Annotated in this window: 18 protein-coding genes and 1 pseudogene; 13 read left to right on the forward strand and 6 right to left on the reverse strand. The window is 72.9% G+C overall.

Features of this window, described 5'->3' with window-relative positions; translation table 11 throughout:
- Positions 1 to 47 precede the first annotated feature (47 nt).
- Positions 48 to 3,653: a HEAT repeat domain-containing protein gene (locus tag RZ50_RS08725; RefSeq protein WP_196951753.1), complete on the reverse strand. Its 3,606-nt coding sequence runs from the start codon at positions 3,651 to 3,653 to the stop codon at positions 48 to 50.
- A gap of 130 nt (positions 3,654 to 3,783) precedes the next feature.
- Here RZ50_RS08725 and RZ50_RS08730 point away from each other — a divergent pair, with 130 nt between their 5' ends.
- Entirely contained in the window at positions 3,784 to 4,338 is a 555-nt protein-coding gene (locus RZ50_RS08730) for a hypothetical protein (protein ID WP_196951754.1), read from the forward strand.
- Between the two features lie 77 nt (positions 4,339 to 4,415).
- Here the strand turns inward: RZ50_RS08730 and RZ50_RS08735 are convergent, their stop codons facing one another.
- Both RZ50_RS08735 and RZ50_RS08740 read right to left on the reverse strand, forming a co-directional pair.
- Positions 4,416 to 5,681 carry an MFS transporter gene (locus tag RZ50_RS08735; protein WP_196951755.1) on the reverse strand — a complete coding sequence of 422 codons (1,266 nt, stop codon included), beginning with the start codon at positions 5,679 to 5,681 and terminating at the stop codon, positions 4,416 to 4,418.
- 377 nt (positions 5,682 to 6,058) lie between these two features.
- A complete protein-coding gene (locus RZ50_RS08740) occupies positions 6,059 to 7,177 on the reverse strand; it encodes a nucleotide disphospho-sugar-binding domain-containing protein (protein ID WP_196951756.1) in 1,119 nt (372 codons plus the stop codon).
- A gap of 315 nt (positions 7,178 to 7,492) precedes the next feature.
- Between RZ50_RS08740 and RZ50_RS08745 the strand changes: the two genes are divergently transcribed.
- Positions 7,493 to 8,086, forward strand: a complete 594-nt coding sequence (locus RZ50_RS08745) for a hypothetical protein (RefSeq protein ID WP_196951757.1) — start codon at positions 7,493 to 7,495, stop codon at positions 8,084 to 8,086.
- A 600-nt stretch (positions 8,087 to 8,686) separates the two neighbouring features.
- Here RZ50_RS08745 and RZ50_RS08750 read toward each other — a convergent pair.
- Positions 8,687 to 9,319 (reverse strand): response regulator transcription factor, encoded by a 633-nt coding sequence (locus tag RZ50_RS08750; RefSeq protein ID WP_196951758.1) that lies wholly within the window; start codon positions 9,317 to 9,319, stop codon positions 8,687 to 8,689.
- Positions 9,316 to 10,569 (reverse strand): sensor histidine kinase, encoded by a 1,254-nt coding sequence (locus tag RZ50_RS08755; RefSeq protein ID WP_374199887.1) that lies wholly within the window; start codon positions 10,567 to 10,569, stop codon positions 9,316 to 9,318. Before RZ50_RS08755 ends, RZ50_RS08750 begins: the two co-directional genes overlap by 4 nt.
- Before the next feature lie 345 nt (positions 10,570 to 10,914).
- Between RZ50_RS08755 and RZ50_RS08760 the strand changes: the two genes are divergently transcribed.
- From RZ50_RS08760 to RZ50_RS08790, 7 genes are all read left to right on the forward strand, one after another.
- A complete protein-coding gene (locus RZ50_RS08760) occupies positions 10,915 to 11,475 on the forward strand; it encodes a heme-binding protein (RefSeq protein ID WP_196951760.1) in 561 nt (186 codons plus the stop codon).
- 173 nt (positions 11,476 to 11,648) lie between these two features.
- The gene (locus RZ50_RS08765) at positions 11,649 to 12,071 is read left to right on the forward strand and encodes a hypothetical protein (protein ID WP_196951761.1); all 423 of its coding nucleotides are present in this window, start codon (positions 11,649 to 11,651) and stop codon (positions 12,069 to 12,071) included.
- A gap of 93 nt (positions 12,072 to 12,164) precedes the next feature.
- The gene (locus tag RZ50_RS08770) at positions 12,165 to 13,067 is read left to right on the forward strand and encodes an NAD(P)-dependent oxidoreductase (protein WP_196951762.1); all 903 of its coding nucleotides are present in this window, start codon (positions 12,165 to 12,167) and stop codon (positions 13,065 to 13,067) included.
- A gap of 92 nt (positions 13,068 to 13,159) precedes the next feature.
- The gene (locus RZ50_RS08775) at positions 13,160 to 13,738 is read left to right on the forward strand and encodes a flavodoxin family protein (RefSeq protein WP_196951763.1); all 579 of its coding nucleotides are present in this window, start codon (positions 13,160 to 13,162) and stop codon (positions 13,736 to 13,738) included.
- Between the two features lie 303 nt (positions 13,739 to 14,041).
- Positions 14,042 to 15,271: an LPXTG cell wall anchor domain-containing protein gene (locus RZ50_RS08780; protein ID WP_196951764.1), complete on the forward strand. Its 1,230-nt coding sequence runs from the start codon at positions 14,042 to 14,044 to the stop codon at positions 15,269 to 15,271.
- 139 nt (positions 15,272 to 15,410) lie between these two features.
- The gene (locus RZ50_RS08785; RefSeq protein ID WP_374199888.1) at positions 15,411 to 16,625 is read left to right on the forward strand and encodes a hypothetical protein; all 1,215 of its coding nucleotides are present in this window, start codon (positions 15,411 to 15,413) and stop codon (positions 16,623 to 16,625) included.
- Between the two features lie 78 nt (positions 16,626 to 16,703).
- A complete protein-coding gene (locus tag RZ50_RS08790) occupies positions 16,704 to 17,477 on the forward strand; it encodes a MerR family transcriptional regulator (RefSeq protein ID WP_196951765.1) in 774 nt (257 codons plus the stop codon).
- Positions 17,478 to 17,484: 7 nt separating this feature from the next.
- Here RZ50_RS08790 and RZ50_RS08795 read toward each other — a convergent pair whose 3' ends face one another.
- Positions 17,485 to 18,585, reverse strand: coding sequence for a helix-turn-helix domain-containing protein (locus RZ50_RS08795; protein ID WP_254802036.1), 1,101 nt, complete (start codon positions 18,583 to 18,585; stop codon positions 17,485 to 17,487).
- Positions 18,586 to 18,819: 234 nt separating this feature from the next.
- Here RZ50_RS08795 and RZ50_RS08800 point away from each other — a divergent pair, with 234 nt between their 5' ends.
- The 4 genes and pseudogenes from RZ50_RS08800 to RZ50_RS08815 all read left to right on the forward strand — a co-directional run.
- Positions 18,820 to 19,497 (forward strand): RNA polymerase sigma factor, encoded by a 678-nt coding sequence (locus tag RZ50_RS08800; protein ID WP_254802037.1) that lies wholly within the window; start codon positions 18,820 to 18,822, stop codon positions 19,495 to 19,497.
- Complete coding sequence (locus tag RZ50_RS08805) at positions 19,494 to 20,930, forward strand: hypothetical protein (RefSeq protein ID WP_196951766.1); 1,437 nt, start codon at positions 19,494 to 19,496, stop codon at positions 20,928 to 20,930. The genes RZ50_RS08800 and RZ50_RS08805 overlap by 4 nt, the downstream gene beginning before the upstream one ends.
- Positions 20,931 to 21,186: 256 nt before the next feature.
- A complete protein-coding gene (locus RZ50_RS08810) occupies positions 21,187 to 22,422 on the forward strand; it encodes a hypothetical protein (protein ID WP_196951767.1) in 1,236 nt (411 codons plus the stop codon).
- 82 nt (positions 22,423 to 22,504) lie between these two features.
- Positions 22,505 to 22,712 (forward strand): annotated as a pseudogene (locus RZ50_RS08815) (IS30 family transposase); the annotation flags it as partial.

The following is a 22,712-nucleotide window of genomic DNA, read 5'->3' on the forward strand; positions in this document are numbered from 1 at the left end:
AAAGCCGCAGGTCATCTGACCTGCGGCTTTTTTGTTGTCCGGACCGGCTAGGGGCGGTGGAATTCCGCGAGGACCTGGAGGGCGATTCGGGAGGCGATGGTCGCGGCGTGCTGCTGCTTCGACTCCTTGTCCTCCCGCATCGCCTCGTCGCCGAGGTCGCTGATGCACTTGATGATGCCCGCGCCCACGGGCGCGGCGGGCTTGTTCGTCTCCCAGACCGCGTGCATGGCTCCGTGGGCTTCGGTCTCCATTCCGTAGACGTCGGTGGACATCGAGAGCAGGGTTTGGCGCAGTGGCGCGTCCTCCCAGGCGATCACCTTCTCGCCGCTGGCGTAGTCCTTCACGTGAAGGGCGCGGCCTTCGAGTGCCGTCTCGAATTCGGCGCCCGCGTGCAGGTGCTGCACCAGGCGGATGAGTTGCGCGTCCGCTTTGTAGGACTGCGGGCGTTCTCCGCCGCCGCCGGCCTGGATCCGTTCGGGGTCGTAGTTGTGGACGGTCTTCCCGACCAGGACGTCGTAGAGCTCCACCCCGCGTTGGGCGAATCCACCGGCGACGCCGACCAGTAGCACCAGCGTGCAGCCGAAGTCGGCCATCATGTCCCGGGTCAGGGCGGCCGCCGACTGGCCTCCCTTGTCCGTCGACTGGGCCGCGATGACGCGGACCGGTCCCTGGCTTCCCTCCAGGGTGAACGCGCTGTAGTAGCGGCCGTTCCGCTGGATCGTCGTCTCCTGGATCTCCTGCGTGCGCAGTTGTCGCCTCAGCGCGGTCCACTCGACCGAGACCGCGGTGATGACGGCGACGTCGTACTCCGGTTCCGGGGATGAGGCCCCCGGCCTTTCCGCCTCGGGCCGCGCCGCAGGCTGTGCGGCGCTCCGGAATCCCCTCATGATCTCCTCGGGTCTCTCTCTGAGGCGCCGCATGTCCGCGGCCACGTCCTGCCGCCGTTGATTGATCTTCCGGTGGACCGCCAGCCGCGGTTGGAGGTACTGGTTGCTGTCCGGCCTCGACTCGGCCGCCTCCTCCAGTTGCCCGATGATGCGCTGGGAGACGTCCAGCGGAAGTGTCGGCAGTGGATAGAGCACCGCGCTGACCGTGTGGCTCCAGGTGACCGGATCGGTCAGCAGTTCCACCACCGATGGAACCAGGCGGTTGGCGCGTACCGGGTCGTAGCCGAACATCTCGATGACCGCGGCACCCGTGACGCCGAGCACGCCGTTGTCGGTGTCCCGCCTCCGGCCGTCGTCGCGGGGCTTGTCGGGGTCGATCAGGAACCGGATCAGCTCGTTGCTGATGACGTGGGCGAGGGACAGCCCCCTGACCGCCGCCGTCCGGTTCAGATGGTCGGTGTCGTTGCGGGCGACCCGGTTGAGCCAGTGCCGGACGTCCTCGTTCGAGGCCTGTCGGGCCAGGAGGTTGACGATCGCCCCGCGGAAGATCCTCGCTGATTTCAGGTCGGGCCCGTTGTGGTTGTGGGCGCTCTCGGCGCAGGGGATCAGCCAGAGCTGAGGATCGGAGACGACCGCGCCGAGAGCCCACACGGCGGCGCCCCGGGTGTTGAACGTCTCCTCCGGATTCTCGATGATCGCGCGCAGGGTGGGGGCGGCCGCGGCGTCCCCGAGCCGCCCCAGGGAGCTCGCGGCCGCGCCCCGGACCCTGGACATGGCGTCCGCCTCGACCGCCGCCGTCAGGACGGTGATCGCGCCCCGGTCTCCGATCCGGCCCAGTGCGGTGGCCGCGGCTCCCCGCGCCGAGGCGCCCGTGTCGCTCTCCAGCGTCGTCCGCAGCGCGGGCCCGGCACTCACGTCCCCGAGGAGGCCCAGTGCGGTGGCCGCGGCTCCTCTCACCGAGGCGACGGTGTCGCTCTCCAGCGCCGTCCGCAGAGCGGGCCCGGCGTCCGCGTTCCCGAGGTGCCCCATCGCGGTGGCCGCGGCGCCCCGCACCTCGGGTTGGGTGTCCGTCGCCAGGACGGTGCTGAGTGGTGCCACCGCGTCGTCGGGGCAGTGGCGGGCCAGCCAGAACGCGGCCCTGACCCGCTTGGCCGGGTCCGGGTCCTCGGCGAGGGCCCTGCGGCGTGTGAGCACCAGGCCGTCGGAGGGCGCGGCCCAGACCGAGACGGGGGCCCGTGTCTCGCCCTGCTCCCGGTCCGATCGCTCCTTGCGGCGCCGCAGTTGCTGGAGGTGTTCCGGTGTCAGGGATTCCTGGCGCAGCGCTTCGAGGACATGGGGGAGCATCTGCGGGTCCTTCAACCAGAGTTCGTCCAGGAGTCCGTACTCCACCCCTTCCTGCACGACGCTGTAGGGAGCCCGGCCCAGCGACCTCGCCAGGTCGTCCCGTCCTCTGCGGCCGCTGCGGAAGAACTTGCCGAGGCTCTGCCAGAGCCGTCTTCGGGACTCCTCCGACAGCCGCCCGCGGTTGGCGATGACCACATCGAGGAGCACGCTCGGACGCAGGTGGTCCATGTGCTCCAGCAGGGTCGAGACCGCGCGGTCGGTGTCCTCCTGGAGCCCCAGCCAGTCGCCGATGCACTGGTCGAGGTCGAAGGCCAGCGGCGGCGGGTCCGTGTTCTGCCAGCCCAGTGCCAGGCCGAAGTCGACGATCGACTGGTGCAGCAGCCGATAGGGCTGGTCCCCGCGGAGGTCGGTCGGACCGGCCGCCACCATCTGGGTGTTCAGGAACTCCTCGATGAGCTCGTCCAGCAGGGCTTGGTCGTCCCAGACCTGGTCGAGGATCGCCCGGAGGTCGTTGCGGGAGAAGCTGCCGTCGTTCCGGCCGGCCGCCACCACGAGCGTCGCGGCGCACAGCACGGACTCAAGGTGCAGTCCCTGTCCCCTCAGGCGGTCCACCGCGGGGGCGGCGTGCCGGGGCTTGCGGCCACGGCGGATGGTGGAGCGCAGCAACTCGGCCCGGGACCGGGGTATTTCGGTCGACGTGTCGGAGGCCTTCGTGTGCAGGAGATCCGCCAGCAGCGACAGCAGGAGCGGGTTCCAGATGGCGCCGTCCATGCCGGCCGCGCGGATCTCCTTGACGGACGAGCCCGGGTCCAGGCCGCGATCCCGCAGGTACCCGCCGGCTTCCGCGTCCGTCAGCGGAGCGATGGAAAGCCGTTTGACGAAGCGCAGGTCCGCCGAACCCAGCTGGTCCGGTTCGGTCCGCGACGTGGCCAGGACGGGGTAGCTGTGCGAACCGTCCAGGAGGAGGCGGACGAACCGCATCTCCGCCGCGCCGAGTTCGCCCTCCAACTCGTTGATGGCGTCGATGAGGTAGACGCACTTGCGGTGCTTGAGCCGTGACTTCCAGAGGCGTTCGTCCACCTCCGCCGGGCGCATGGCCCTGCCGAACTTCTCCGGATCGCCGAGCAGGTCGATGCCCTGCGACAGGGTCTCGCGGTTGACCCGGACGCAGGCCACGTCGGCGGCGAGCAGGTCGGTCGCCATGTGCGTGACCAGGGTGCTCTTCCCGCTGCCGGCCACGCCGTCGACCAGGTACGTCCGCGGCGGGCACTCGGCCAGCTGGTCGAGGAGCCATCGGTACGACTTCTGCGTCGTCTCGGCCTGGTCGTCACTGCCGACTTCCGTGGTGTGGAAGGTCGGTGGGATGTAGCCCGCGACCCGCGCACGGGCCACCCGCACCCGGTAGTCCGCCAGTCCTGACATAGCGTCATACTATAGATGTCGCACGCGATGTCAGGGACGGGCGAGACCGCGAGTGGGATCGGACACCTGGACCCGTCAACGCCTGGTCGGGCAGGATGGACCCTCCGCCGGTGTCGGATGGGGAGGGGCAGTGACACCTCAGGAGCAGAGCGTCTCCGTGCAGGTCCTGCTGGCCGAGTACACGAGCCTCAAGGACGAGCAGAAGCAGCGCATCGGGTTCCGGGACAACCTCATCTACGCCACACTCGCCTCGCTGGCCGCCGTCCTCGCGGCCACCCTCCAGTCGGACGGGCATCCGGAACGGCTCCTGCTGCTGCCCCCCGTGACGTTCCTTCTCGGCTGGACCTACCTGGTCAACGACCACAAGATCTCGGCCATCGGCCAGTACGTCCGCGACGAGCTGGCTCCCCGTGTCGCCGACGTGGTCGAGGGCCGGCACGTGCTGTTCGGCTGGGAGGTCGCGCACCGCACGGACGACCGGCGGGTCAGCCGGAAGTACCTGCAACTGGCGGCCGACCTGCTGGTGTTCTGCCTCTCCTCGTTCGTGGCGATCGGCCTCTTCTGGGCCCACGGCGGGAACGCGGGCTGGCTGATCGCCGTGTCCGCGGTCGAATTCGCCGGGCTGGGCGTGCTGACCTACCAGGTGGTCAAGTACGCCGATCTGAAGGGGCACGGCGGAAGTTGAGCACCAGGGGTGCGGACCGTCCGGGGGCGCGTGGTGCGCGGGGGCCGAGGGGCGTCCGGACGCGGGCGCCACCTCGCTCAGGTGCGGGCCGGAACCCGGCCCAGGGTGCGGATCGGGCGGGCGGCGAGGAGGGCGGCGGCGGTGAGCAGGGCGACCACGACGCCGACCACCAGGACCTGGTCGGTGCCGAAGGCGTTGACGGCGGGGCCGGCGAGCGCGCTGCCGATCGGGTACATCCCGACGGAGCCCGCGACCTCGTAGGCGTGCACGCGGTTGAGGACCTCGCCCGGCACCTGGGTCTGCACGCTGGTGGCCCACATGACGCCCCAGACGCCCATCCCGGCCCCGACCGCGACCTGGGCGGCGGCGAGCACCCAGACCGGCGCGCCGAGCACGATGCCGAGCGGGTAGAGCGGGTAGGCCGTCATCGCCACCGCCCCGGCGGCGAGCGGCCGCGCGGGCTTGTAGCGGATCGCCAGCAGACCGCCGGCCACGGTGCCCGCGCCCAGCGCGCAGTTGACCAGGCCGAAGGCGGTCGCGCCGTACTCGGGCACGATGACGCTGGCGGCCACCGACAGCTGCGGCCCCCAGGACAGTACGGCGTAGACCATCCAGATCACGATCACGCCCCAGAGCCAGCTGCGGGAGCGGAACTCGTGCCAGCCGACGGCCAGGTTGCGCCACAGGCTCTCGCCGGCCGGCGGGGCGGGCACCACCCCGAGGCGGAGCGCGAACAGGCAGACCGCGCTGGTCCCGTAGGCGACGGCGGAGATCACCATGACCCAGCCGGTGGCCCCGAGCCCGACCATGACGCCGGCCAGCGCCGGGCCGCCCAGGCCGGTGAGCGCCTCGGAGGTGCGCAGCACCCCGTTGGCGCCCTGTACGTCCCGGGAGACCAGGGGGACGGTCGAGGAGGCGCCCGGCTGGAACATCGCGTTGGCGGTGCCGGCCACCACCAGCAGCGTGTACAGCTGCCAGAGGTGGTCGATGCCGTGGATGAACAGGAAGGCGAGCAGCACGTGGGCGACGAGGTTCGTCAGGTCGGCGCCGATCATCATCCGGCGGGCGGTGAACCGGTCGGCGAGCACCCCGCCGAACAGCACCAGGCCGGCGAACGGGCCTATCAGGAAGGCCATCGAGTAGCCGGCGCTGTTCAGGCCGTACCCGCCGCTGAGCAGGCCGGCCGAGACCGCGACGGGCAGCATGGCCCAGCTGAGCAGGCCCGCGCTGCGGGCGGTGAAGTAGTACCCGAAGTTGCGGGACCAGATCGCCGGCTCCCCGGTGGGACCGTCCTGGATCTGCGGGGGCGCCGCCGCAGAGTGGTCGGCCAAGCGCTCTTCCATGACTGCTCGGACCCTTCCGTGGTGGATCGCGGTGTTCGTCGCTTCGTCGCCGGATCGCTTCGTCGCCGGACGGCTTCGTCGCCGGATCGCTTCGTCGGTCTTCATCGGGCTTCAGGGAGACGCGGTGGTGCGCGGCCGACTCCGCGAGGCTTCGGCTGACGATCAGTTTGGACTAGACCAATCGGCCGGGCAAGGGACGGCCGACCGTCCGGAGGCGCGCGGGCGGCGCCTTCGGGGCGTACGGATCGGGGCTCGTGCGCGGCACCTCCACGGACATCGGTCCACCGGCGCCGGCGAGGGCTGGGCGAGCTCGTCGACGGCGGCGCCCCGGGCAGGGCCGGTGGAGAGGCGGCCCTGCCTGGGGCGGGGAAGGAGGATCAGGAGCGGGTGGTGAGGGATTCGAGGGTGGGGACGAGGGCGGCGGGGGTGGGGAGGTCGGCGTTGGCGGAGCGGAGGCGGTGGGCGGCCTCGCGGAGGCCGGTGTCGTTGACCAGCCGGTCGAGCAGGGCGGAGTCGACGGCGTCGGAGGCGGAGCGCAGGGCGGCGCCGGTGGCGGTGAGGGCGTCGGCGTTGGCGAAGTGGTCCGCGCCCTGGGGGAGCAGCAGCTGGGGCAGCCCGGCCTGCAGCGCGGTCAGCATGGTGCCCGAACCGCCGTGGTGGATCAGCGCGTCGGCGCGACTGAGCAGCTCGTTGAGCGGGACCCAGGGCAGCGCGCGGACGTTGGCCGGCAGGGTGCCGAGCGGGGTGAGGTCGGCGCCGCCGACGGCGAGGAGGAACTCCGCGTCGACCGCGGCCGCCGCCTCGACCAGTCGCACGACCGCCCGGACGCCGTCGAGTTCGGCGAGGACGGTGCCCAGGGTGACGACGATCCGCGGGCGGTCGGCGGGCCGGAGGAACTCGGGCGGGACCAGCCCGCCGCCGTTGTACGGGACGTAGCGCATCGACAGGCCGGTCGGGTCGCCGCCGAGCGGGCCGACGTTGAGCGCGGTGGAGTCGGCCGGTCCCTCCAGACCGTGCTTCGCGTAGAGGTCGGAGACGTGGGAGGCGATCAGGCCGACCATCGGGAGGCCGGGGCTGGCCCCGAAGTTGTGCACCACCGACGGGACCTTGAGGCGGGCCGCCACCAGTGGGGGAGCGGCGTGGAAGGAGTCGTGGACGAGCAGGTCGGCGCCCCAGTCTCCAGCGGCCTCCAGCAGGTGGTCGACGGAGGGGCGGGAGGCGTGCGCGAAGATCGCGGCCGCCATGTCGTAGATCTCTTCCTGCGTCTTGTCCTGGTTGACGTATTCGAGCTTGCCGCCGGTCCGCTCCTCGAACAGCTCCCGCAGGCTCCGGCCGTCGCCGATCTCGATGACCGGGAAGCCCGCGGAGCGGAGCTGCTCGGTCGGGTGCCCGGAGGCGAACAGGACCTCGTGCCCGACGGCACGCAGTGCCTGTGCGGTCGGCACCATGGGGAAGAGGTGGCCGGCCGCGGCGGGGCCGGTGAAGAGTATGCGCATGGTCTTCTCCTTGCGGGTGAAGCTGACAGGGCAGTGTCACCTCGCAAGTTGACGTTCAGTCAATTTGACGGGGATCACCATGCGCGGTAATCGGCCGTTCTGCGACGGGCCTTGCCACCGGGGCGGCGGTGTGCTCCGGGCGCTCTCCACCCGGGCGGTGGGTCCTGGGCGAGGCCGCGTGATCCAACTGCACCGTGCGGTGCAGTGCACTCGTGCAGGAACCGTGAGGGCCGGAACTGTCCGCACCCGGCCGCCGTCCATGCAGGGGAGAAACGCCTGCCCGGGTCGAACGCCCGGGGGAGTACGGAGGGCCCTGTGCAGTCAGGTGGTGCCGAACTGAACCTCGGATGCCCGGGCGGTCGGCGCGGTGGCGCGGCGCCCGCGCCCGCCTGGTGGGCGGCGCCGGTGCCGGGCGCGACCGTCGATCAACTCGACGCCGCCGAGCGCTGCGAGACCCTCCTCCAGGGCACCCTCGACGCCCTCCGGCCGACGCCGGTCTGGCAGGACGCGGCGCCCCGGTCGGGATCGCGACTGCCGCTCCCGGGGCGGGGGTCCGAGGTGCTCTGGTACGTCACCCGGGGCCGCGACCTGCTCACCGTCGTCTCGCAGGCCCGGCGGGCGGAGCTGGTGGGCGCGGTGGAGCGGCACTGGCGGCGGAGCGGCTGGACGATCACCTCGGTGAACGCCTGCCGGGACCGCCCGGGAGTCGCGGCCGGAACTCCGGACGGCTACCAGCTGGTGCTGAACGTCGGGGAGTTCGGGGAGATCGGGCTGGTGGCGGACTCGCCCGGAGTGGCCCGCTCGGAGCGGCTGGGCGCTGAGCGTCCGATCCTGTCGCGCGGGGAGGGCGGCATCGGCCCGGCGCCGCTGCCGTACGTGCACTGCCCGTACTGGAGCGCACTGATCTGACCGGGGGTCCGCCGCCCGGCCTTCCAGGGGAGGCGTGGAGCGAGTCCCCCCGAACCCGCTCCACGCCGCCTCGTCGCGCGGCTTCGGCGCTGCCGCTCCCCCCGACACCCCGGCCGTCCCGCCGTTTTCCCCCCTGCCAACGCCCTCCGGCGAGGGCGGTCCGCACAGACCCGGCGAGTCCCCACCTCCGGGGACGTCGTTGGTCCACGCTAACAAACCGCGTGGTTGGTTTGTCAATAGTGAGATCCACGAAAAATCCACAAACCTGAAGACCGGCCCGGCCTCCATCGGGACCGGGCTCGACGGCCGTCGGACCAGGTGGTTACGGGTCCGTCAGGGCGCCGTACGACTGCCGTGCCCGCCCGGGACGTGTCGGGCGCCCGGAGGCGTGCCGACCTGGAACCCGACATTCCGAGCATCATGGCAGCACACAGTGACACCACGCGAACGCCCAGCGCAGCGGCGGGCCGAGCGGCCGCGAACTTCCTGAGAACACCCCGCGAGCTCCCTGCGAAACGCCCTGAGAGCACCCCGCGAACACCCCTCGAACGCCCCCGCGAAACGCCCCGCGAGCACCCGCGGACCGGGCCGCGCCCCCGCTCAGCGCAGCAGCCGCCGCTCCTTGGCCACCGCCACCGCGCCGGCCCGGGTGTCCACGCCCAACTTGTCGTAGATCCGCCCCAGATGCGTCTTCACCGTCGCCTCGCTGATGAACAGCGCCCGCGCGATCTCCCGGTTGCCCAGCCCCTGCGCGAGCTGTTCCAGGATGTCCTGCTCGCGCTCGGTGAGCTGCGGCGAGGGCGCCCGCATCTGCGCCATCACCCGGGAGGCGACCGGCGGCGAGAGCACCGTCCGGCCCTGCGCGGCCGCGTGCACGGCGGCGAACAGCTCCTCCGGCCGCTCCGCCTTCAGCAGGTAGCCGGTGGCGCCCGCGGCGATCGCCCGGGTGATGTCGGCGTCGGTGTCGTAGGTGGTGAGCACCAGGACGTGCGGTCCGCCCGGAGCGGCGGTGATCCGCCGGGTCGCCTCCACGCCGTCGATCCCCTCGCCGAGCTGGAGGTCCATCAGCACGACCTGCGGATCCAGCTTGGCGGCCAGCGCGACGGCCTCCTCCCCGGTGCTCGCCTCGCCGACCACCTCGATGTCCCCCGCGCTGGCCAGCAGCGCCAGCAGGCCGGCCCGCACCACCGCGTGGTCGTCGCAGACCAGCAGCCGGACAGGGGTCGCGTTCATCGGGGCTCCAGGGGGATCGCGGCGGAGACGACGGTGCCCTCGCCGGGGGTGCTCTCGACGGTCAGCGTGCCACCCAGCTGCCGCAGCCGGGCGCGCATCGCCGGCAGGCCGTGGCCGCGCGTGCCCCCGGAACGGGCCGCGGCGGGTTCGAAGCCCTGTCCGTCGTCGGCGATGTCCAGCACCGCCTGGTCGCCCAGGAACGACAGGGTGATCGCCGCGGCCGAGGCCCCGGCGTGCTCCCGGACGTTGGCCAGCGCGCCCTGGGCGATCCGCAGCAGCGCGGACTGCGCGGCGGCGGGCAGCGGGACGGGCGTGCCGTCCAGGTGGAAGCGGACCGGCAGCCCGCTCTCGGCGGACTCCCGCTCGGCCAGCGCCCGCAGTGCCCGGTCGAGGGTGCGGCCGTCGGCCAGTTCGGCGGGGGCGAGGTCGTGGACGAAACGGCGGGCCTCGGCCAGGTTCCGGCCGGCCACCTCGGCGGCGGTGCGGACGTGGGTGCGGGCGGTCGCCGGATCGGCGTCCCAGGTGCGCTCGGCGGCCTGCAGCAGCATCTGCTGGCTGGACAGGCCCTGCGCCAGGGTGTCGTGGATCTCCATCGCCAGCCGCTCGCGCTCGGCCAGGGTGCCCTCCCGCCGCTCGGTGGCGGCGAGTTCGCGCCGGGTGCGGACCAGGTCGGTGATCAGCGCCCGCTGCCGGGCGGCCTGCCGGGCCATGAACAGGAAGACGCCGGTGGCCAGCGCGGCCACCGCGGGCGGCAGCAGCACCAGGGTGGCGTCCGCGCCGCCGGGCAGCCGGATCTCGGCGATCACCACCAGCAGCGTCAGCGCCGCCACCAGCGGGATCGCCGCCCGCGCGGGCAGCGCCCGCAGCGCGCTGTAGATCAGCGGGACGGCGCACCAGGCGAAGCTCGGCGCGAGCAGCACCAGCACCACCCAGAGCACGACCACCAGCGCCAGCGGCCACCGGCGCGGACGCCCCTGCGCGGCCGGGCGGCGGCGGTCGAGCCAGGAGGCGGCCGGCTGGGCGACGGCCAGCGCCGCGCTCAGCCCGATCACCCAGGGGATCCAGGGACTCCCGGCGTGGTGGGTGAGGTAGCGGCTGAGCGCGGCGGCGAGCAGCAGCAGGAACGCGGAGTCCAGCAGCAGCGCCAGCCGGCCCGCGTCCGGGTCCCCGACGTCACGGCCGCCGACCGCAGGGCCGTCGACCGTGGGGCCGCCGACCGGACGACCGGTGGACGGGCGGGGCTGCGGCACGGATGGCTCCTGGCGGTACGGGCCCGGCCGGGCGGGGGCCCGGCCCGGTGCCTGCGCGGTACGGACGCGGTACGACACGGTCGGCGCACCGACCTGCACCGATCCCTCGATGGTGGCCCGTCCGGCCGGGTCCCGCATCAGCCGATCGGTTGACGGCGCCGTCCACCATCATGCCCGGACGGTCGCGCCGGACCGTCGATGCCGCGGACCGGTGCCCGGCCGGAGGATCGGAACAGAGCCGGGCGGTCCCCCCACCGCCCGGCCCCCGTACCCGCCGCGCGGCCCGATCCGCCGTGGCGGCCCCCACACCCCGCTGACCCCGCAGATCTGCTGAGGAGCCGGACCATGAAGAAGACCTCCGTGCGCACCCGGGTGCTGACCGGCACCGTCGCCGCCGCCGCTCTCGCCGCCGCCGGCGTGGGCGCCGTCTCGGCCAGCGCCGAGACCACCGACACCCCGGCCGTCCAGGCCGCCGCGAAGAGCGACACGCAGAACAGGAACCTCACCGAGACCACCGGCCTGACCATCGACGCCGCCACCCGCGCCGCCCAGGCCGCCCTGGACGCGGCGACCAAGGCCGGCCAGCACGTCTCGGTCGCCGTGGTCGACCGGGACGGCGTCACCCGGGTCCTGCTCAAGGGCGACGGCGCCGGCCCGCAGGCCCCGGAGTCGGCCGAGCGCAAGGCCTTCACCGCGGTCTCCTGGAACGCCCCGACCTCGGAGCTGGCCAAGCGGCTGGCCCAGGCCCCGAACCTGAAGGACATCCCGGGCACGCTGTTCCTGGCCGGCGCCGCCCCGGTGCAGTCCAAGGGCGCCCCGGTCGCGGCGATCGGCGTCGCGGGTGCGCCCAGCGGCGACCTGGACGAGCAGTTCGCGCAGGCCGGCGTCGCCGCGCTGTCGAAGTGACCCGCTCCGGCCGGTCGGCCCGCCGGCACGGCGGCCGACCGGCCGGACGTACTTCCGGACGGGGTGCCGCCGCCTCCTCGTTCGGGTGAACACGGGGAGGGTCGTCGCAGAACAGGCGGTGACCCTTTGAAAAGCCGGTGTCGTTGTCAGTGCCGCGTGGCAGGCTTCCCGGTATGACGGCGTGGACCCTCAACGACATCGAACGTGCGATCCGCTCCTCCTGGGGCGTCGACACCTGTGCGCCCGAGGACCTGGCCCACTGGCGTCCCGACAATCCCGCCCGCGGCCAGTGCGGGGTGACGGCCCTCGTGGTGCACGACCTGCTCGGTGGCGAGCTGATGATGGGCGAGGTGTACGTCGACGGGGTCCGGACGGACCTCCACTGGTGGAACCGCTTCGGCACCGGCTTCGAGATCGACCTCACCCGTGAGCAGTTCGGGCCGAACGAGCTGGTCGGCCCCGGCCGCGCGGTCGCCCGCCACCCCCGGCCCGGCCGGCTGCACGCCCAGTACGAGCTGCTGCGCCACCGGGTGGTCACCGAGCTGGAGCGCGGCGCCCCCACGGGCCGTCCCCAGCGGCCGGCCCGCGTCGCGTAGCCCGCGGCGGGCCCGGCCAACCGGGTGTCGAGCCGCCCCTGACGTACAGTCAGCCGGAAACGGACGGGCGGTTACGGCGACGGGAGAGTGCAGATGGCCGGGGCGACGACTGGCAGCGGGGCGACGATCGGCTTCGTGGGGCTGGGCTCGATGGGCCGGGGCATGGCCGGCAGCCTGCTGCGGGCCGGTCACGCCGTCCGGGTCTGGAACCGCTCGCCCGAGCCGGTGGCCGCCCTGGTGGCCGAGGGTGCGGAGGCGGCCGGCACGCTCGCCGAGGTGTTCGCCGCCGACACGGTGGTCTCCATGCTCGCCAACGACGAGGCGGTCGAGCGGCTGCTGCTGGACCCCGGTCTGCTGGCGGGCGCGAAGGCGACCCTGCACGTCAACATGGCCACCGTCTCGCTGGCCCTCGCCGAACGCGCCGAGGCGCTGTACGCCGAGCACGGCATCGGCTACGTCGCCGCGCCCGTCCTCGGCCGGCCCCCGGTCGCGGCGGCGGGGCGGCTCAACATCCTGGCCGCGGGCGCACCGGAACTGCTGGAGCGGGCCGAGCCGCTGTTCGCGGCGATGGGCGAGCGGACCTGGCGGTTCGGCGACAGCCCCCGGCAGGCCAACACCGCCAAGATCAGTGCCAACTACCTGATCGCCTGCGCGATCGAGTCGCTGGCCGAGGCGTGCAGCCTGGCCGAGGCCCACGGCGTACGGCCCACCGACCTGGTCGAGATGCTCGCCGGCACGCTCTTCCCCGGGCCGATCCACTCCGGCTACGGCGGGATGATCGCCGAACGCCGTTACGAGCCGGCCGGGTTCCGGCTGCCGCTCGGCCTCAAGGACGTCGGCCTCGCCCTGGAGGCCGGTGCCGAGCGCAACGTCCCGCTGCCGTTCGGCGGCATCCTGCGGGACGCCTTCCTGGACGCGCTGGCCCACGGCGACGGGGACAAGGACTGGGCCGCCGTCGCCGAGGCCGCCCGCCGCCGGGCCGGGCTGGCGAACTGACACGGCCTCACATACCGGACACGGGCGCGGAATATCCGGCGCGCGGTATGTGCTCGAACCTGCGTCCGCAGTACCCGGATGGGGGAGTACCGATGTCCGATCAGTCGTTCCACACCGAGGCGCCGCGCCGTTTCCTGTTCCTCGACGCCGGCGCGCGCCCCGACGGCAACACCGTGCAACTCGCCAGGCTGGCCGCGGAGTCGAGCCTGCCGGTCGGCGCGGAGCAGCGCTGGCTGCGCCTCGCCGACCATCCGCTGCCGCCCTTCCAGGACCTCCGGCACGCCGGCGGCGGCAGCTACCCCGAGCCGGAGGGCCACGAACGGACCCTGCTGGAGGCCACCCTCGCCGCCACCGACCTCGTCTTCGTCGCCCCGCTGTACTGGTACACGCTGCCGACCCCCGCCAAGCTCTACCTGGACCACTGGGTGGGCTGGCTCCGGGTGCCCGGGCTGGACTTCCGGGCCCGGACGGCCGGCGCCACCCTGTGGGGCGTCACCGTCCTGGCCGGCCGGGACGGGGCCGCCGATCCGCTGGCCGGCACGCTCCGGCTGACCGCCGAGTACATGGGGATGCGCTGGGGCGGCCTGCTGCTCGGCAACGGCAGCCGCCCGGGGGACGTGCTGCACGACGAGCGGGCGCTGGTCGCGGCCAAGTCCTTCTTCGCGGGCTGAACTCCACCCGGCCGGGGGGTGACGGTTTCACGCCAAAAGGGCACCGTGCGCCACGGTCCCACGGACGTGCTTCCGTCACCCCCCGGTCATCTTTTGGCAAAGAGCAAAAGCCTTACCGAAGGACGGAGTTGGGTGATTCGGGCACCGTCGTTCCACGAGTGGCCCGCAGCATGGCACCCGCCTTCCGGAGTGGCTGGATCGTTCGGTAATCTCCGTCGGACTTTCAGCTTCGCGGGGGGTACGCGGCGTCTGTGACCGCCCCCTCGCGCCCGGGCCTCGCCCGGACACTTCCGTGAGGTCTCCTTGTCCATACGTCGCAGTCTCGCCTTGGCCGGCGCCGCCGCACTCGCGTCCTCGCTCGTGCTGGCCGGCGCCCAGGGCGCCATGGCCGTCGGTACCACCGGCACCCCGTCCGCCGCCGCCGCACCGGCGGAGAAGGCGGCACGCCACAACCTCGACCTTTCGGTCCGGGGCGTTCCGGACACCTTCATCGCCGGCGGTGACTCGCGCGAGTTCACCTTCCGGATCGACAACTCGACCAAGCGCGACTTCGTCGCCCTCCCGCTGCTCAAGTTCAAGAACAAGGCGGGCTCGCTCAAGGCGAAGGACCTCAAGCTCGAATACCAGCTGCCGGCCGGCCTGATCGGCGGCGGCACCTGGAAGACCGCCGTCGTCGCGCCCGGTGGCGGTGACGGCGACGACGACGGCGTGCTGATGTTCCTCGGCGCCGTCACGGACGGCGACGCGTCCGACGACTCGCTGCTCTACGTCGCCCAGGGCAAGCACATCGACATCAAGGTCCGCGCCTCCTTCACCAAGAACGCCCCGCTGGGCAAGGCCGGTGTCGTGCCGGTGGTCTTCTCGGCCGACGCCGACGACGAGAACGACCACGGCCACTTCAGCTGCGAGGGGATCAGGGGCGCCGGTTTCACCATCAAGGCCGGTGGCGGCGGCAAGCCCAGCCCGACCCCCACCCCGACCAGGACCGGCAAGCCGAGCCCCACCGCGAGCGGCTCGCCCACGGCCACCCACTCGCCGACCACCAGCGCGTCGCCGACCGCGCCCACCACCGAGCCGACCGCCGCGCCGACCACCACCGCGCCGACCACGGCGCCGACGACCGTGCCCACCACCGCGGCGCCCACCACCGAGCCGACCACCGAGCCGACCACCCCGGCGACGGGCACCGCCTCGCCGTCGGCCTCGCAGTCGCAGTCGCAGTCGCAGTCGCAGTCGCAGTCGCCGGCGCCGTCCGACTCCGGTGCGCCGGTCACCCCGGCGCCGTCCGGCAGCACCGACACCCAGCAGCCGATCGACTTCCCGGTGCAGAACCCGAACGTCACCCCGCCGAAGATCACCCCGGCCGCCATCACCAAGGCCAAGACCACCGCGAACAACGCGGACAAGTCCCTCGCCACGACCGGTGGCGGGGATCACACCACCGCGATCGCGGCCGCCGGCGGTGCCGTGCTGGTCGCCGGTGTCGGCACCCTCGTGGTGCTGCGTCGCCGCAAGTCGGGCCAGCAGGGCTGACCCTCGGGGGTCGTTCCCCGAGTACCCCCGCGCCGCCCGGACGTCCGCTCGCACGGACATCCGGGTGGCACGGGCGGTACTTCTCGGTCACATAGGATGTCCGGCCGGAGGGGGGCGGAACCGGCGGGGAGAGGTACGGGTGGGAGTACGCACGGCACGAGCCACCACCGACTACGAAGCCACGACCGGGCGGATAGCGGGCCTGCCGCTGCGTCGGCACCACGTCCTGCTGACCGCCTGGACGGTGCTCTGGTTCTTCCTGGTCGAGCCCAGCGGCGGTTTCTCCTGGCACTACCTGCGCCAGGGTGAGCAGCTGCTCTTCAGCGGCCAGGCGGACGGCGGCCTCTCGCTCTACGCCCACCACCCCGAGCTGCAGATCGGCCCGGTCAGCCTGGCCGCCGCCCGGCTCACCGCGCCGTTCCCGCCGCACGTCGGCGAACTGCTGGCCGAGGCGGTGAGCGCCGGGCTCGGTCTGGTGATGCTGGTCCTGATCGGCCGCACCGCCGCCCTGTACTACCTCGGTACCGGCACCAACCACCGCCGGCTCCAGCAGCGGCTGCTCATAGCCGGGCTGGCGTTCATCCCGATGTGGGTCGAGGTCTCGGTCCGCTTCGCGCACCTGGACGACGTCCTGGCGCTGTTCTTCACCACCCTCGCCGCCCACGCCCTGGCCCGCGGCAAACCCACCCAGGTCGCGGTCTTCCTGGCGCTGGCGGTGGACTCCAAACCCTGGGCGATCGCCTTCGCCCCGCTGCTCCTGGCCCTGCCCCGGCCCGCCTGGCTGCGCGCCGCGCTCTGGTTCTGCGCCCTGGTGGCGATCGCCTGGCTGCCGTTCTACCTGGGCAACCTGGACACCATGGCGGCCGCCAAGTTCACCATCCCCAACCAGCCCGCCTCCGCGCTGCGCTGGTTCGGGGTGACCGACCCGTCCACCCCCTGGTGGGACCGCCCGACCCAGTTCGCGCTCGGCATCGGCCTCGGCTGCATCGCCGTCTGGCGCGGCCGCTGGCCCGCCGTGGTGCTGCTCGGCGCGGACGCCCGGATCCTGCTCGACCCGAGCGTCTACACGTACTACACCGCCTCGATCCTGCTCGGCACCCTGCTCTGGGACGCGGTCGGGCAGAAGCGGCTGGTCCCGTGGTGGAGCTGGATCGCGCTGGTCGCGCTGTACGGCGGCACGCTGCTCCTCCCGTCCGACTCGGCCCGCGGCTTCGTCCGGCTGGCCTTCGTGGTGGTCTCGGCCGCCTATGTGCTCTTGTGGCCCACCCAGCGGACCCGCCGGCCGCGGCCCCCGGCCGGGGGCGACGGGCGCCGCCGACGGCGCGAGCGGGACCTGGTCGCGGCCGGGGCCTGACGACCTCCGCGGGTGAGGGCTTGACCCTCACGCGACGTGAGAGCGGAGGGTGGTGGTCAGCACCAGGGAGGAACCCCGATGACCAGTGAGGGCCACTCGGTCGGCGCCGTGGCGAAGATCGCCAGGGTGACCGTCCGCACCCTGCACCACTACGACGAGATCGGCCTGCTGTCCCCGGCCGGCCGTACCCGGGCCGGGTACCGCCGGTACGTGGACGCCGACCTCGACCGGCTGCAGCAGATCCTGTTCTACCGCGAGCTCGGATTCCCCCTGGAGGAGATCGCGGCGATCCTGGACGACGACTCGGTCAGCCCGAGCGAGCACCTCCGGCGGCAGCACCGACTGCTGACCGACCGGATCAGGCACCTCCAGGAACTCGCCACAGCCGTCGAACACGCCATGGAGGCACGCAGGATGGGCATTCAGCTGACCCCGGAAGAGAAGTTCGAGATCTTCGGCGAGGGCTACCGCGAGGAGTGGGAGCAGGAGGCCGAGCAGCGCTGGGGCGACACCGAGGCCTGGGCGGAGTCCCAGCGCCGCACCGGCGGCTACGGCAAGGCCGACTGGCAGCGCATCCAGGCCGAGATGACCGAGCTCAACACCCGCCTGGCCGCGGCGCTCACCGCCGGCGAGCCCGCCGGAGGCACCGCCGCGATGGACCTCGCCGAGGCGCACCGGCAGCACATCTGCCAGAACTTCTACGACTGCACCTTCACCATCCACCGCGGCCTGGCCGGGCTGTACGTCTCGGACCGGCGCTGGACCACCACCTACGAGGAGATCGCCCCGGGCCTGGCGCAGTGGCTGCACGACGCCATCCTCGCCAACGCCGACCGGCACGAGGCGAAGTAGCCGCCGGTCACGCCACCCCGCGCCCGAAGGAGCGCCGGTAGGCGGTCGGGGAGGTGCGCATCACCCTGCCGAAGTGGTGGCGGAAGGTCGCTGAGCTCTCGAAGCCGACCGCCACGGCGATCTCCTCGACCGACCCCTCCGGGGACTCCAGCAGCGGCAGGCTGGCCGCGATGCGCTGGGTGACGACCCAGCGCATCGGGCTGGTGCCGTTGCGGGCCGTGAAGTGCCGCAGGTACGACCGGTCCGACATCCGGGCGGCGCGGGCCAGCACCGTGACGGTCAGCGGTGCGGAGAGGTGGTCCAGCGCCCACCGCATGCTGAGGGCGATCCTGTCGTCCTCCTCCGCGACCGGGCGCACCGCCGCCTCGATGAACTGCGCCTGCCCGCCGTCCCGGTGCGGTGCCACCACGAAGCGGCGGGCCACGCTGTTGGCCACCCTGGCGCCGTGGTCCCGGCGGACCAGGTGCAGGCACAGGTCGATCCCGGCCGCGCTGCCCGCGCTGGTGAGCACGTCGCCGTTGTCGACGTACAGCACGTCCGGGTTGACCCGCACCGCCGGGTGGCGCCGCTGGAGCAGTTCGGCGTAGCGCCAGTGGGTGGTCGCCTCCCTGCCGTCCAGCAGTCCGGCGGCGGCCAGCGCGAAGGCGCCCGAGCAGATCGACACGATCCGGGCGCCGCGCTCGTGCGCCGTCCGCAGCGCCTCGACCAGCCCGGGGGAGACTTCGCCGCTGAAGGCGTTGCGCACCCCGGGGACGACCACGGTGTCGGCCGCCGCCAGGTCGTCCAGTCCGTGCCGGGCGGTCAGCGCGAAGCCGCCCACCGCGTCCAGCTCCGTGCCGGGCCGGTCGGCGCACACCTTCAGCCCGTACCAGGGGGTGGCCAGCAGTCCGCCGAGCTCGGGCCGGGCCAGTCCGAACACCTCGACCACCACCCCGAGTTCGAACGGCGCCATGCCCTCGAAGGCGTACACCGCGACATCGTGCACGGGCTCCGGGCGCCGCCCGATGACGACGGCCACCGGCCGTGATCCCGGTCCGGCGGCGTCGGCACCGGCACCGACCGGGCTGCCCTCGACGTCCTGCCCGGCCATCACGGACTGCTCGGCCATGCGAACCCCCTGCTCACGGGTGGCGGAATCCCGGTGAGTGTAGCCGTCCCGGCCAGTTCGGAACTTCCTTCGAATCCCCCTGCAACCTCTACCCCCGCCACACGTCCATCAGTACGGGGGCGGAGGAAACCGGGCCGAGGGCGGCTGGGAGCATCTCCCCGATCACGATCTTGATCAGGTGACCTGACGGTCCGGCGAACACCGACACCGTCCTGGGGGAAAGCAGAACCGCACATGTCCATGGCCATCGGGCCGATCGTCGCGCCGAGGTGGGGGCGCGGCTTCTCCGTGCGTGGAGTGGTCGTCGCGCTGTTCGGCGCGCAGGAGGCCGGCGAGCCGGCCTCCGAGCTCACCACCGACCAGCAGGCGGCGCAGCGCCGCTCCGGCTTCCGGCTGCTGCGGGGCGGCCGCAAGCCGGCGGAGGACCGGCCCACCCTGACCGACCTGTACCACGCCCACCGGCTGGGCCTGGTGCGGATGGCCGTGCTCCTGGTCGACCACCAGGACCTGGCCGAGGACGTCGTGCAGGAGGCCTTCACCCAGCTCTACCAGCGCCACGGAGAGGAGCTGGACGACCTCGACAACGCGCTCGGCTACCTGCGGACCTCGGTGGTCAACGGCGCCCGCTCGATGCTGCGCCGCCGCAAGACCGCCCGCGAGTACGTGCCGCCGCACGAGGCCGACGCACCGTCCGCCGAGGACCACGCCGTGCTCAACGACGAGCACCGGCGGGTGCTGGTCGCGATGCAGGAGTTGACCACCCGCCAGCGTGAGGTGCTGGTGCTGCGCTACTGGTCCGACCTGTCGGAGGCGCAGATAGCCGAGACCCTGGGACTGTCCCGGGGTGCCGTGAAGTCCACCGCAAGCCGGGCCCTGGACGCCTTGGAAAAGCACCTGGAGAAGGTTCGATGACCGACAAGGACCCCCGCGGGAAGAGCGGAGACGGTGACGGGCCGGCCGAGACAGCGACGGAACGGCTGCTGCGCGAAGCGATGACCGCCCGCACCTCCCTGATCACCGCCCACGACCTGCGCCCGGCCGCGCCCCCGAAGAGCCGGATCCGCCGACTGCGCCCGGTGTACGCCGTCACCGTGCCGCTGCTCGGCCTGGCCGCCGCCGCCGCGATCGGCGTGGTCACCCTGCACGGCTCCCCGGTGGCCAACCACGAGGTCCCGCCCCCGGCAGCCACCGTGTCGATCTCGCCCAGCCCGACGCCCGAGCCGGCCGTCACCCCGACCGCGTCGGCCACCCCCACCGACACCGGCTCCGCCACCCCGACGAACGAGCCCGAGACCGACGTCCCCCTCGCCGACAGCACTCCGTCCTCCAGCGCGTCGGCCACCGCCAACGTGCCGACCGGCCCGTCGACGTCGTACACGTTCCGCGGCGTGAAGCTGAAGATCCCGGCAGGCTGGCGGGCCGTTACCGTCCCGAACACCTCCCACCTCTGCATCCTGAGCCCGGATGCGCCTCAGGACGCCGACGCTCAGATCTGCGAGCCGTACGGGGTGGACCTCGCGGTCTACGACGCGGAGCCGACGCTCTGGCCGTCGGTCAGCTTCCTCGACGACAACGCCGGCTGGAGCAGCCAGCCCTACTGCCCGGTCTGGGGAAACCCCCACAATGCCGCCGCGGGCGAGGTTGCCTCCGTCGGTCCGACGAAGAGCACCCCCACCGTCTCCGGCCGCCCCGCGCGCAAGTCGCAGTGGCAGGTGACCTGTGGCAAGTCACCCTTCACGGCACAGATGTGGGCGCTGCCCAAGGACTATGTGTTCGTCTCGGCAGCCGGCCTCAAGGCCGACTACCAGGCCGGCCTGCAGTCGATCGTCAACAGCCTGGACGTCAGCGGCCACAAGGTGGCGGGGGCGACGCCGTCGGGGACTCCGGCGAGCGACAGCGACATCGCCGTCACGGTGAACGGGCTCGGCGCCGGGCAGCCGGTGTCCACGAACGGCACGCCGGTGACGTTCACGGTGACGTACCGCAACACCGGCCGGACCGACTACCCGGCGGTCCAGCCGTCGGTCTTCACCGAAGACTACCCGGGAACACCGGACGGCCTGATCCCGATGAACGCCGGCAAGCTGGAACGTCAGGACAACGGCAGCTGGGTCCAGGCGATCCTGTCGCCGGGCGGTGGCATGGACTACGCGATGAGCGGCAAGGAGGCCGCCTTCCCCCTGGCGCAGGGCGCGAGCCGGACGGTCACGTACCGGATGACCCTCACCCCCGCCGACGGACCCGGGTCGATGCCGCTGCGGGCGAAGGCGACGCTGCCGTACGACGGCACCAGCCCGTTGACCCAGCTCGGTGGGACGACCGTCCAGGTGACGGTCGTGAAGTAGCCGGCCACCGGCCGTCGCAGAGGCGCCGTGAACAGGGATCTCCCTGGTCACGGCGCCTTTCGGCGTTCCGGGGCGAGGTCGCGGAAAAACTTTCGGATCCACCTGCAACCCCCCGCCGGGATGGACGTCTATCAGGGTGAGAGGCGGGGAGAGCGAGCCGGCGGGGCCGGGGCTCGGGCCGCTGGCTCCTCGGGGCGCGACAGGGCGCCCGTTCATTCGATCACCACCATCACCATGTTCCTTGGGGGACTGTCACATGAGCGCGTCCGTTATCGCCCGTATTGCGAAGATCGTCCCGCTGGCCATCGTCGCCGCCGTCGGTGTCACGGCCTGCGGTCCGACCGACGGCGGGTCGTCCGTCGCCGCCTCCGCTCCCGTCTCCGTCCCCGCGACGACCTCCGTGGCCACGCCTGGTGCGGGCGCCGTCCCGGCCATCGCCGCCCCGGCCGAGCCGACTGCCGCCGCCGCGACCCCGGCCGCCGCGACCCCGGCCACCGGGACCCCTGCCGCCGAGGCCGCCACGACCGAGGCCGTCGCGCCCCAGGCAAAGACCACCCCGAAGGCCCCCGCCAAGCTCGCTCCTGCCAAGCCCGCCCCCGCCAAGCCTGCCACCAAGGCGGACGCGAAGCCCGTCACCGAGGGCGGCGGCATCGCGATCACCTTCGACGGCCTCAACGAGGGCCGGCAGATCCAGGTGGGCGACCAGGTCTCCTTCTCGGTGACCTGGAAGAACAACGACGCCACCGGTACCCGCAGCGTGGCCCCGGTGGTGGCGACCCAGCAGTACGAGGGCGCGCCCTGCCAGCAGGCCCTCGCGATGGCGCAGGGCACGCTGGAGCGCAAGGACGCCTCGGGCTGGAAGGCCATGCCCTCGCTGAGCCAGGGCGGCGGGATGGACTACGCGGGCACGGGCGACGACGCGGCCTTCACCCTGGCCGCGGGCGAGAGCCGGACCGTCGAGTACCGGATGCTCCTCGACGCGGGCAACCAGCCGGGCCGCCTGGCGGTCGAGGCGGACGCGGTGCTGCCGGCCTCCCTCAAGGTCATGACGAAGAGCGTGGTGACCACGTCGGTCGTCGACCAGCACCGCCCGGTGGTGAACTCGGTGTCCGACCCCACCGCGCTGGTCGTCGGCAAGGCCCCGACCGAGTTCTCCTTCAAGGTCTCGTCGCCGGACGGGCCGGCCCTGCTGCGCCCGGTGGTGCGGCTGTCCCTGCCCTCCGGCGCGGGCCTGACCGGCTCGGACGTCACGATGGAGGCGAAGGTCGGCAACGAGTGGAAGTCCTTCGAGGTGACCGCCGACTGCAACGGGCGTCTCGGGGTGGCGCCGGCCCAGCTGGTCGGCGTCATGCAGGGCGACCCGGTCGAGTACACGTTCCGGGTCGGCCTGAAGCGGACCGGCGGCGCCGGTCCGGTGGAGATCCAGGTCGGCGGCGACTCGGACGGCCACTCCGGCGCGACCGTCGCGCTCCGGCCCACCGTCCAGCGCTGACCCCCGGACGCACGAGGGCCCGGCCTCCCACTGCTCGCTTGGGTTCTAGGAGTCGTTGCAACACCCCAGTTCAGGGGATGCTTTGGACTTCGAGATCCGCGAGGACCGGACGGCTCAGGGGCCTGTGAAGCTGAGCCGGGAGCGGGAGGCATACTCCCGGCTCATGCAGCAGGGCTACACCAACACCGAAGCCTGCCGGATCGTCGGAATCAACGACCGGACCGGTAGGCGCTGGCTCTATGGGCGAAATGAGTCCAGCAGGAACAAGGCGGCGCCACCGCTCACCGCGG

Source organism: Kitasatospora sp. SUK 42 (assembly GCF_015776785.2).
Classification (GTDB): Bacteria; Actinomycetota; Actinomycetes; order Streptomycetales; family Streptomycetaceae; genus Kitasatospora.

What these genes read in the sequence shown, in the direction of transcription:
- RZ50_RS08725 (WP_196951753.1), bottom strand. Translation starts at nt 3,653, where the DNA reads ATGTCAGGACTGGCGGACTACCGGGTGCGGGTGGCCCGTGCGCGGGTC.
- RZ50_RS08735 (WP_196951755.1), bottom strand. Translation starts at nt 5,681, where the DNA reads ATGGAAGAGCGCTTGGCCGACCACTCTGCGGCGGCGCCCCCGCAGATC.
- RZ50_RS08740 (WP_196951756.1), bottom strand. Translation starts at nt 7,177, where the DNA reads ATGCGCATACTCTTCACCGGCCCCGCCGCGGCCGGCCACCTCTTCCCC.
- RZ50_RS08750 (WP_196951758.1), bottom strand. Translation starts at nt 9,319, where the DNA reads ATGAACGCGACCCCTGTCCGGCTGCTGGTCTGCGACGACCACGCGGTG.
- RZ50_RS08760 (WP_196951760.1), top strand. Translation starts at nt 10,915, where the DNA reads ATGAAGAAGACCTCCGTGCGCACCCGGGTGCTGACCGGCACCGTCGCC.
- RZ50_RS08765 (WP_196951761.1), top strand. Translation starts at nt 11,649, where the DNA reads ATGACGGCGTGGACCCTCAACGACATCGAACGTGCGATCCGCTCCTCC.
- RZ50_RS08770 (WP_196951762.1), top strand. Translation starts at nt 12,165, where the DNA reads ATGGCCGGGGCGACGACTGGCAGCGGGGCGACGATCGGCTTCGTGGGG.
- RZ50_RS08775 (WP_196951763.1), top strand. Translation starts at nt 13,160, where the DNA reads ATGTCCGATCAGTCGTTCCACACCGAGGCGCCGCGCCGTTTCCTGTTC.
- RZ50_RS08790 (WP_196951765.1), top strand. Translation starts at nt 16,704, where the DNA reads ATGACCAGTGAGGGCCACTCGGTCGGCGCCGTGGCGAAGATCGCCAGG.
- RZ50_RS08795 (WP_254802036.1), bottom strand. Translation starts at nt 18,585, where the DNA reads ATGGCCGAGCAGTCCGTGATGGCCGGGCAGGACGTCGAGGGCAGCCCG.
- RZ50_RS08800 (WP_254802037.1), top strand. Translation starts at nt 18,820, where the DNA reads ATGTCCATGGCCATCGGGCCGATCGTCGCGCCGAGGTGGGGGCGCGGC.
- RZ50_RS08805 (WP_196951766.1), top strand. Translation starts at nt 19,494, where the DNA reads ATGACCGACAAGGACCCCCGCGGGAAGAGCGGAGACGGTGACGGGCCG.
- RZ50_RS08810 (WP_196951767.1), top strand. Translation starts at nt 21,187, where the DNA reads ATGAGCGCGTCCGTTATCGCCCGTATTGCGAAGATCGTCCCGCTGGCC.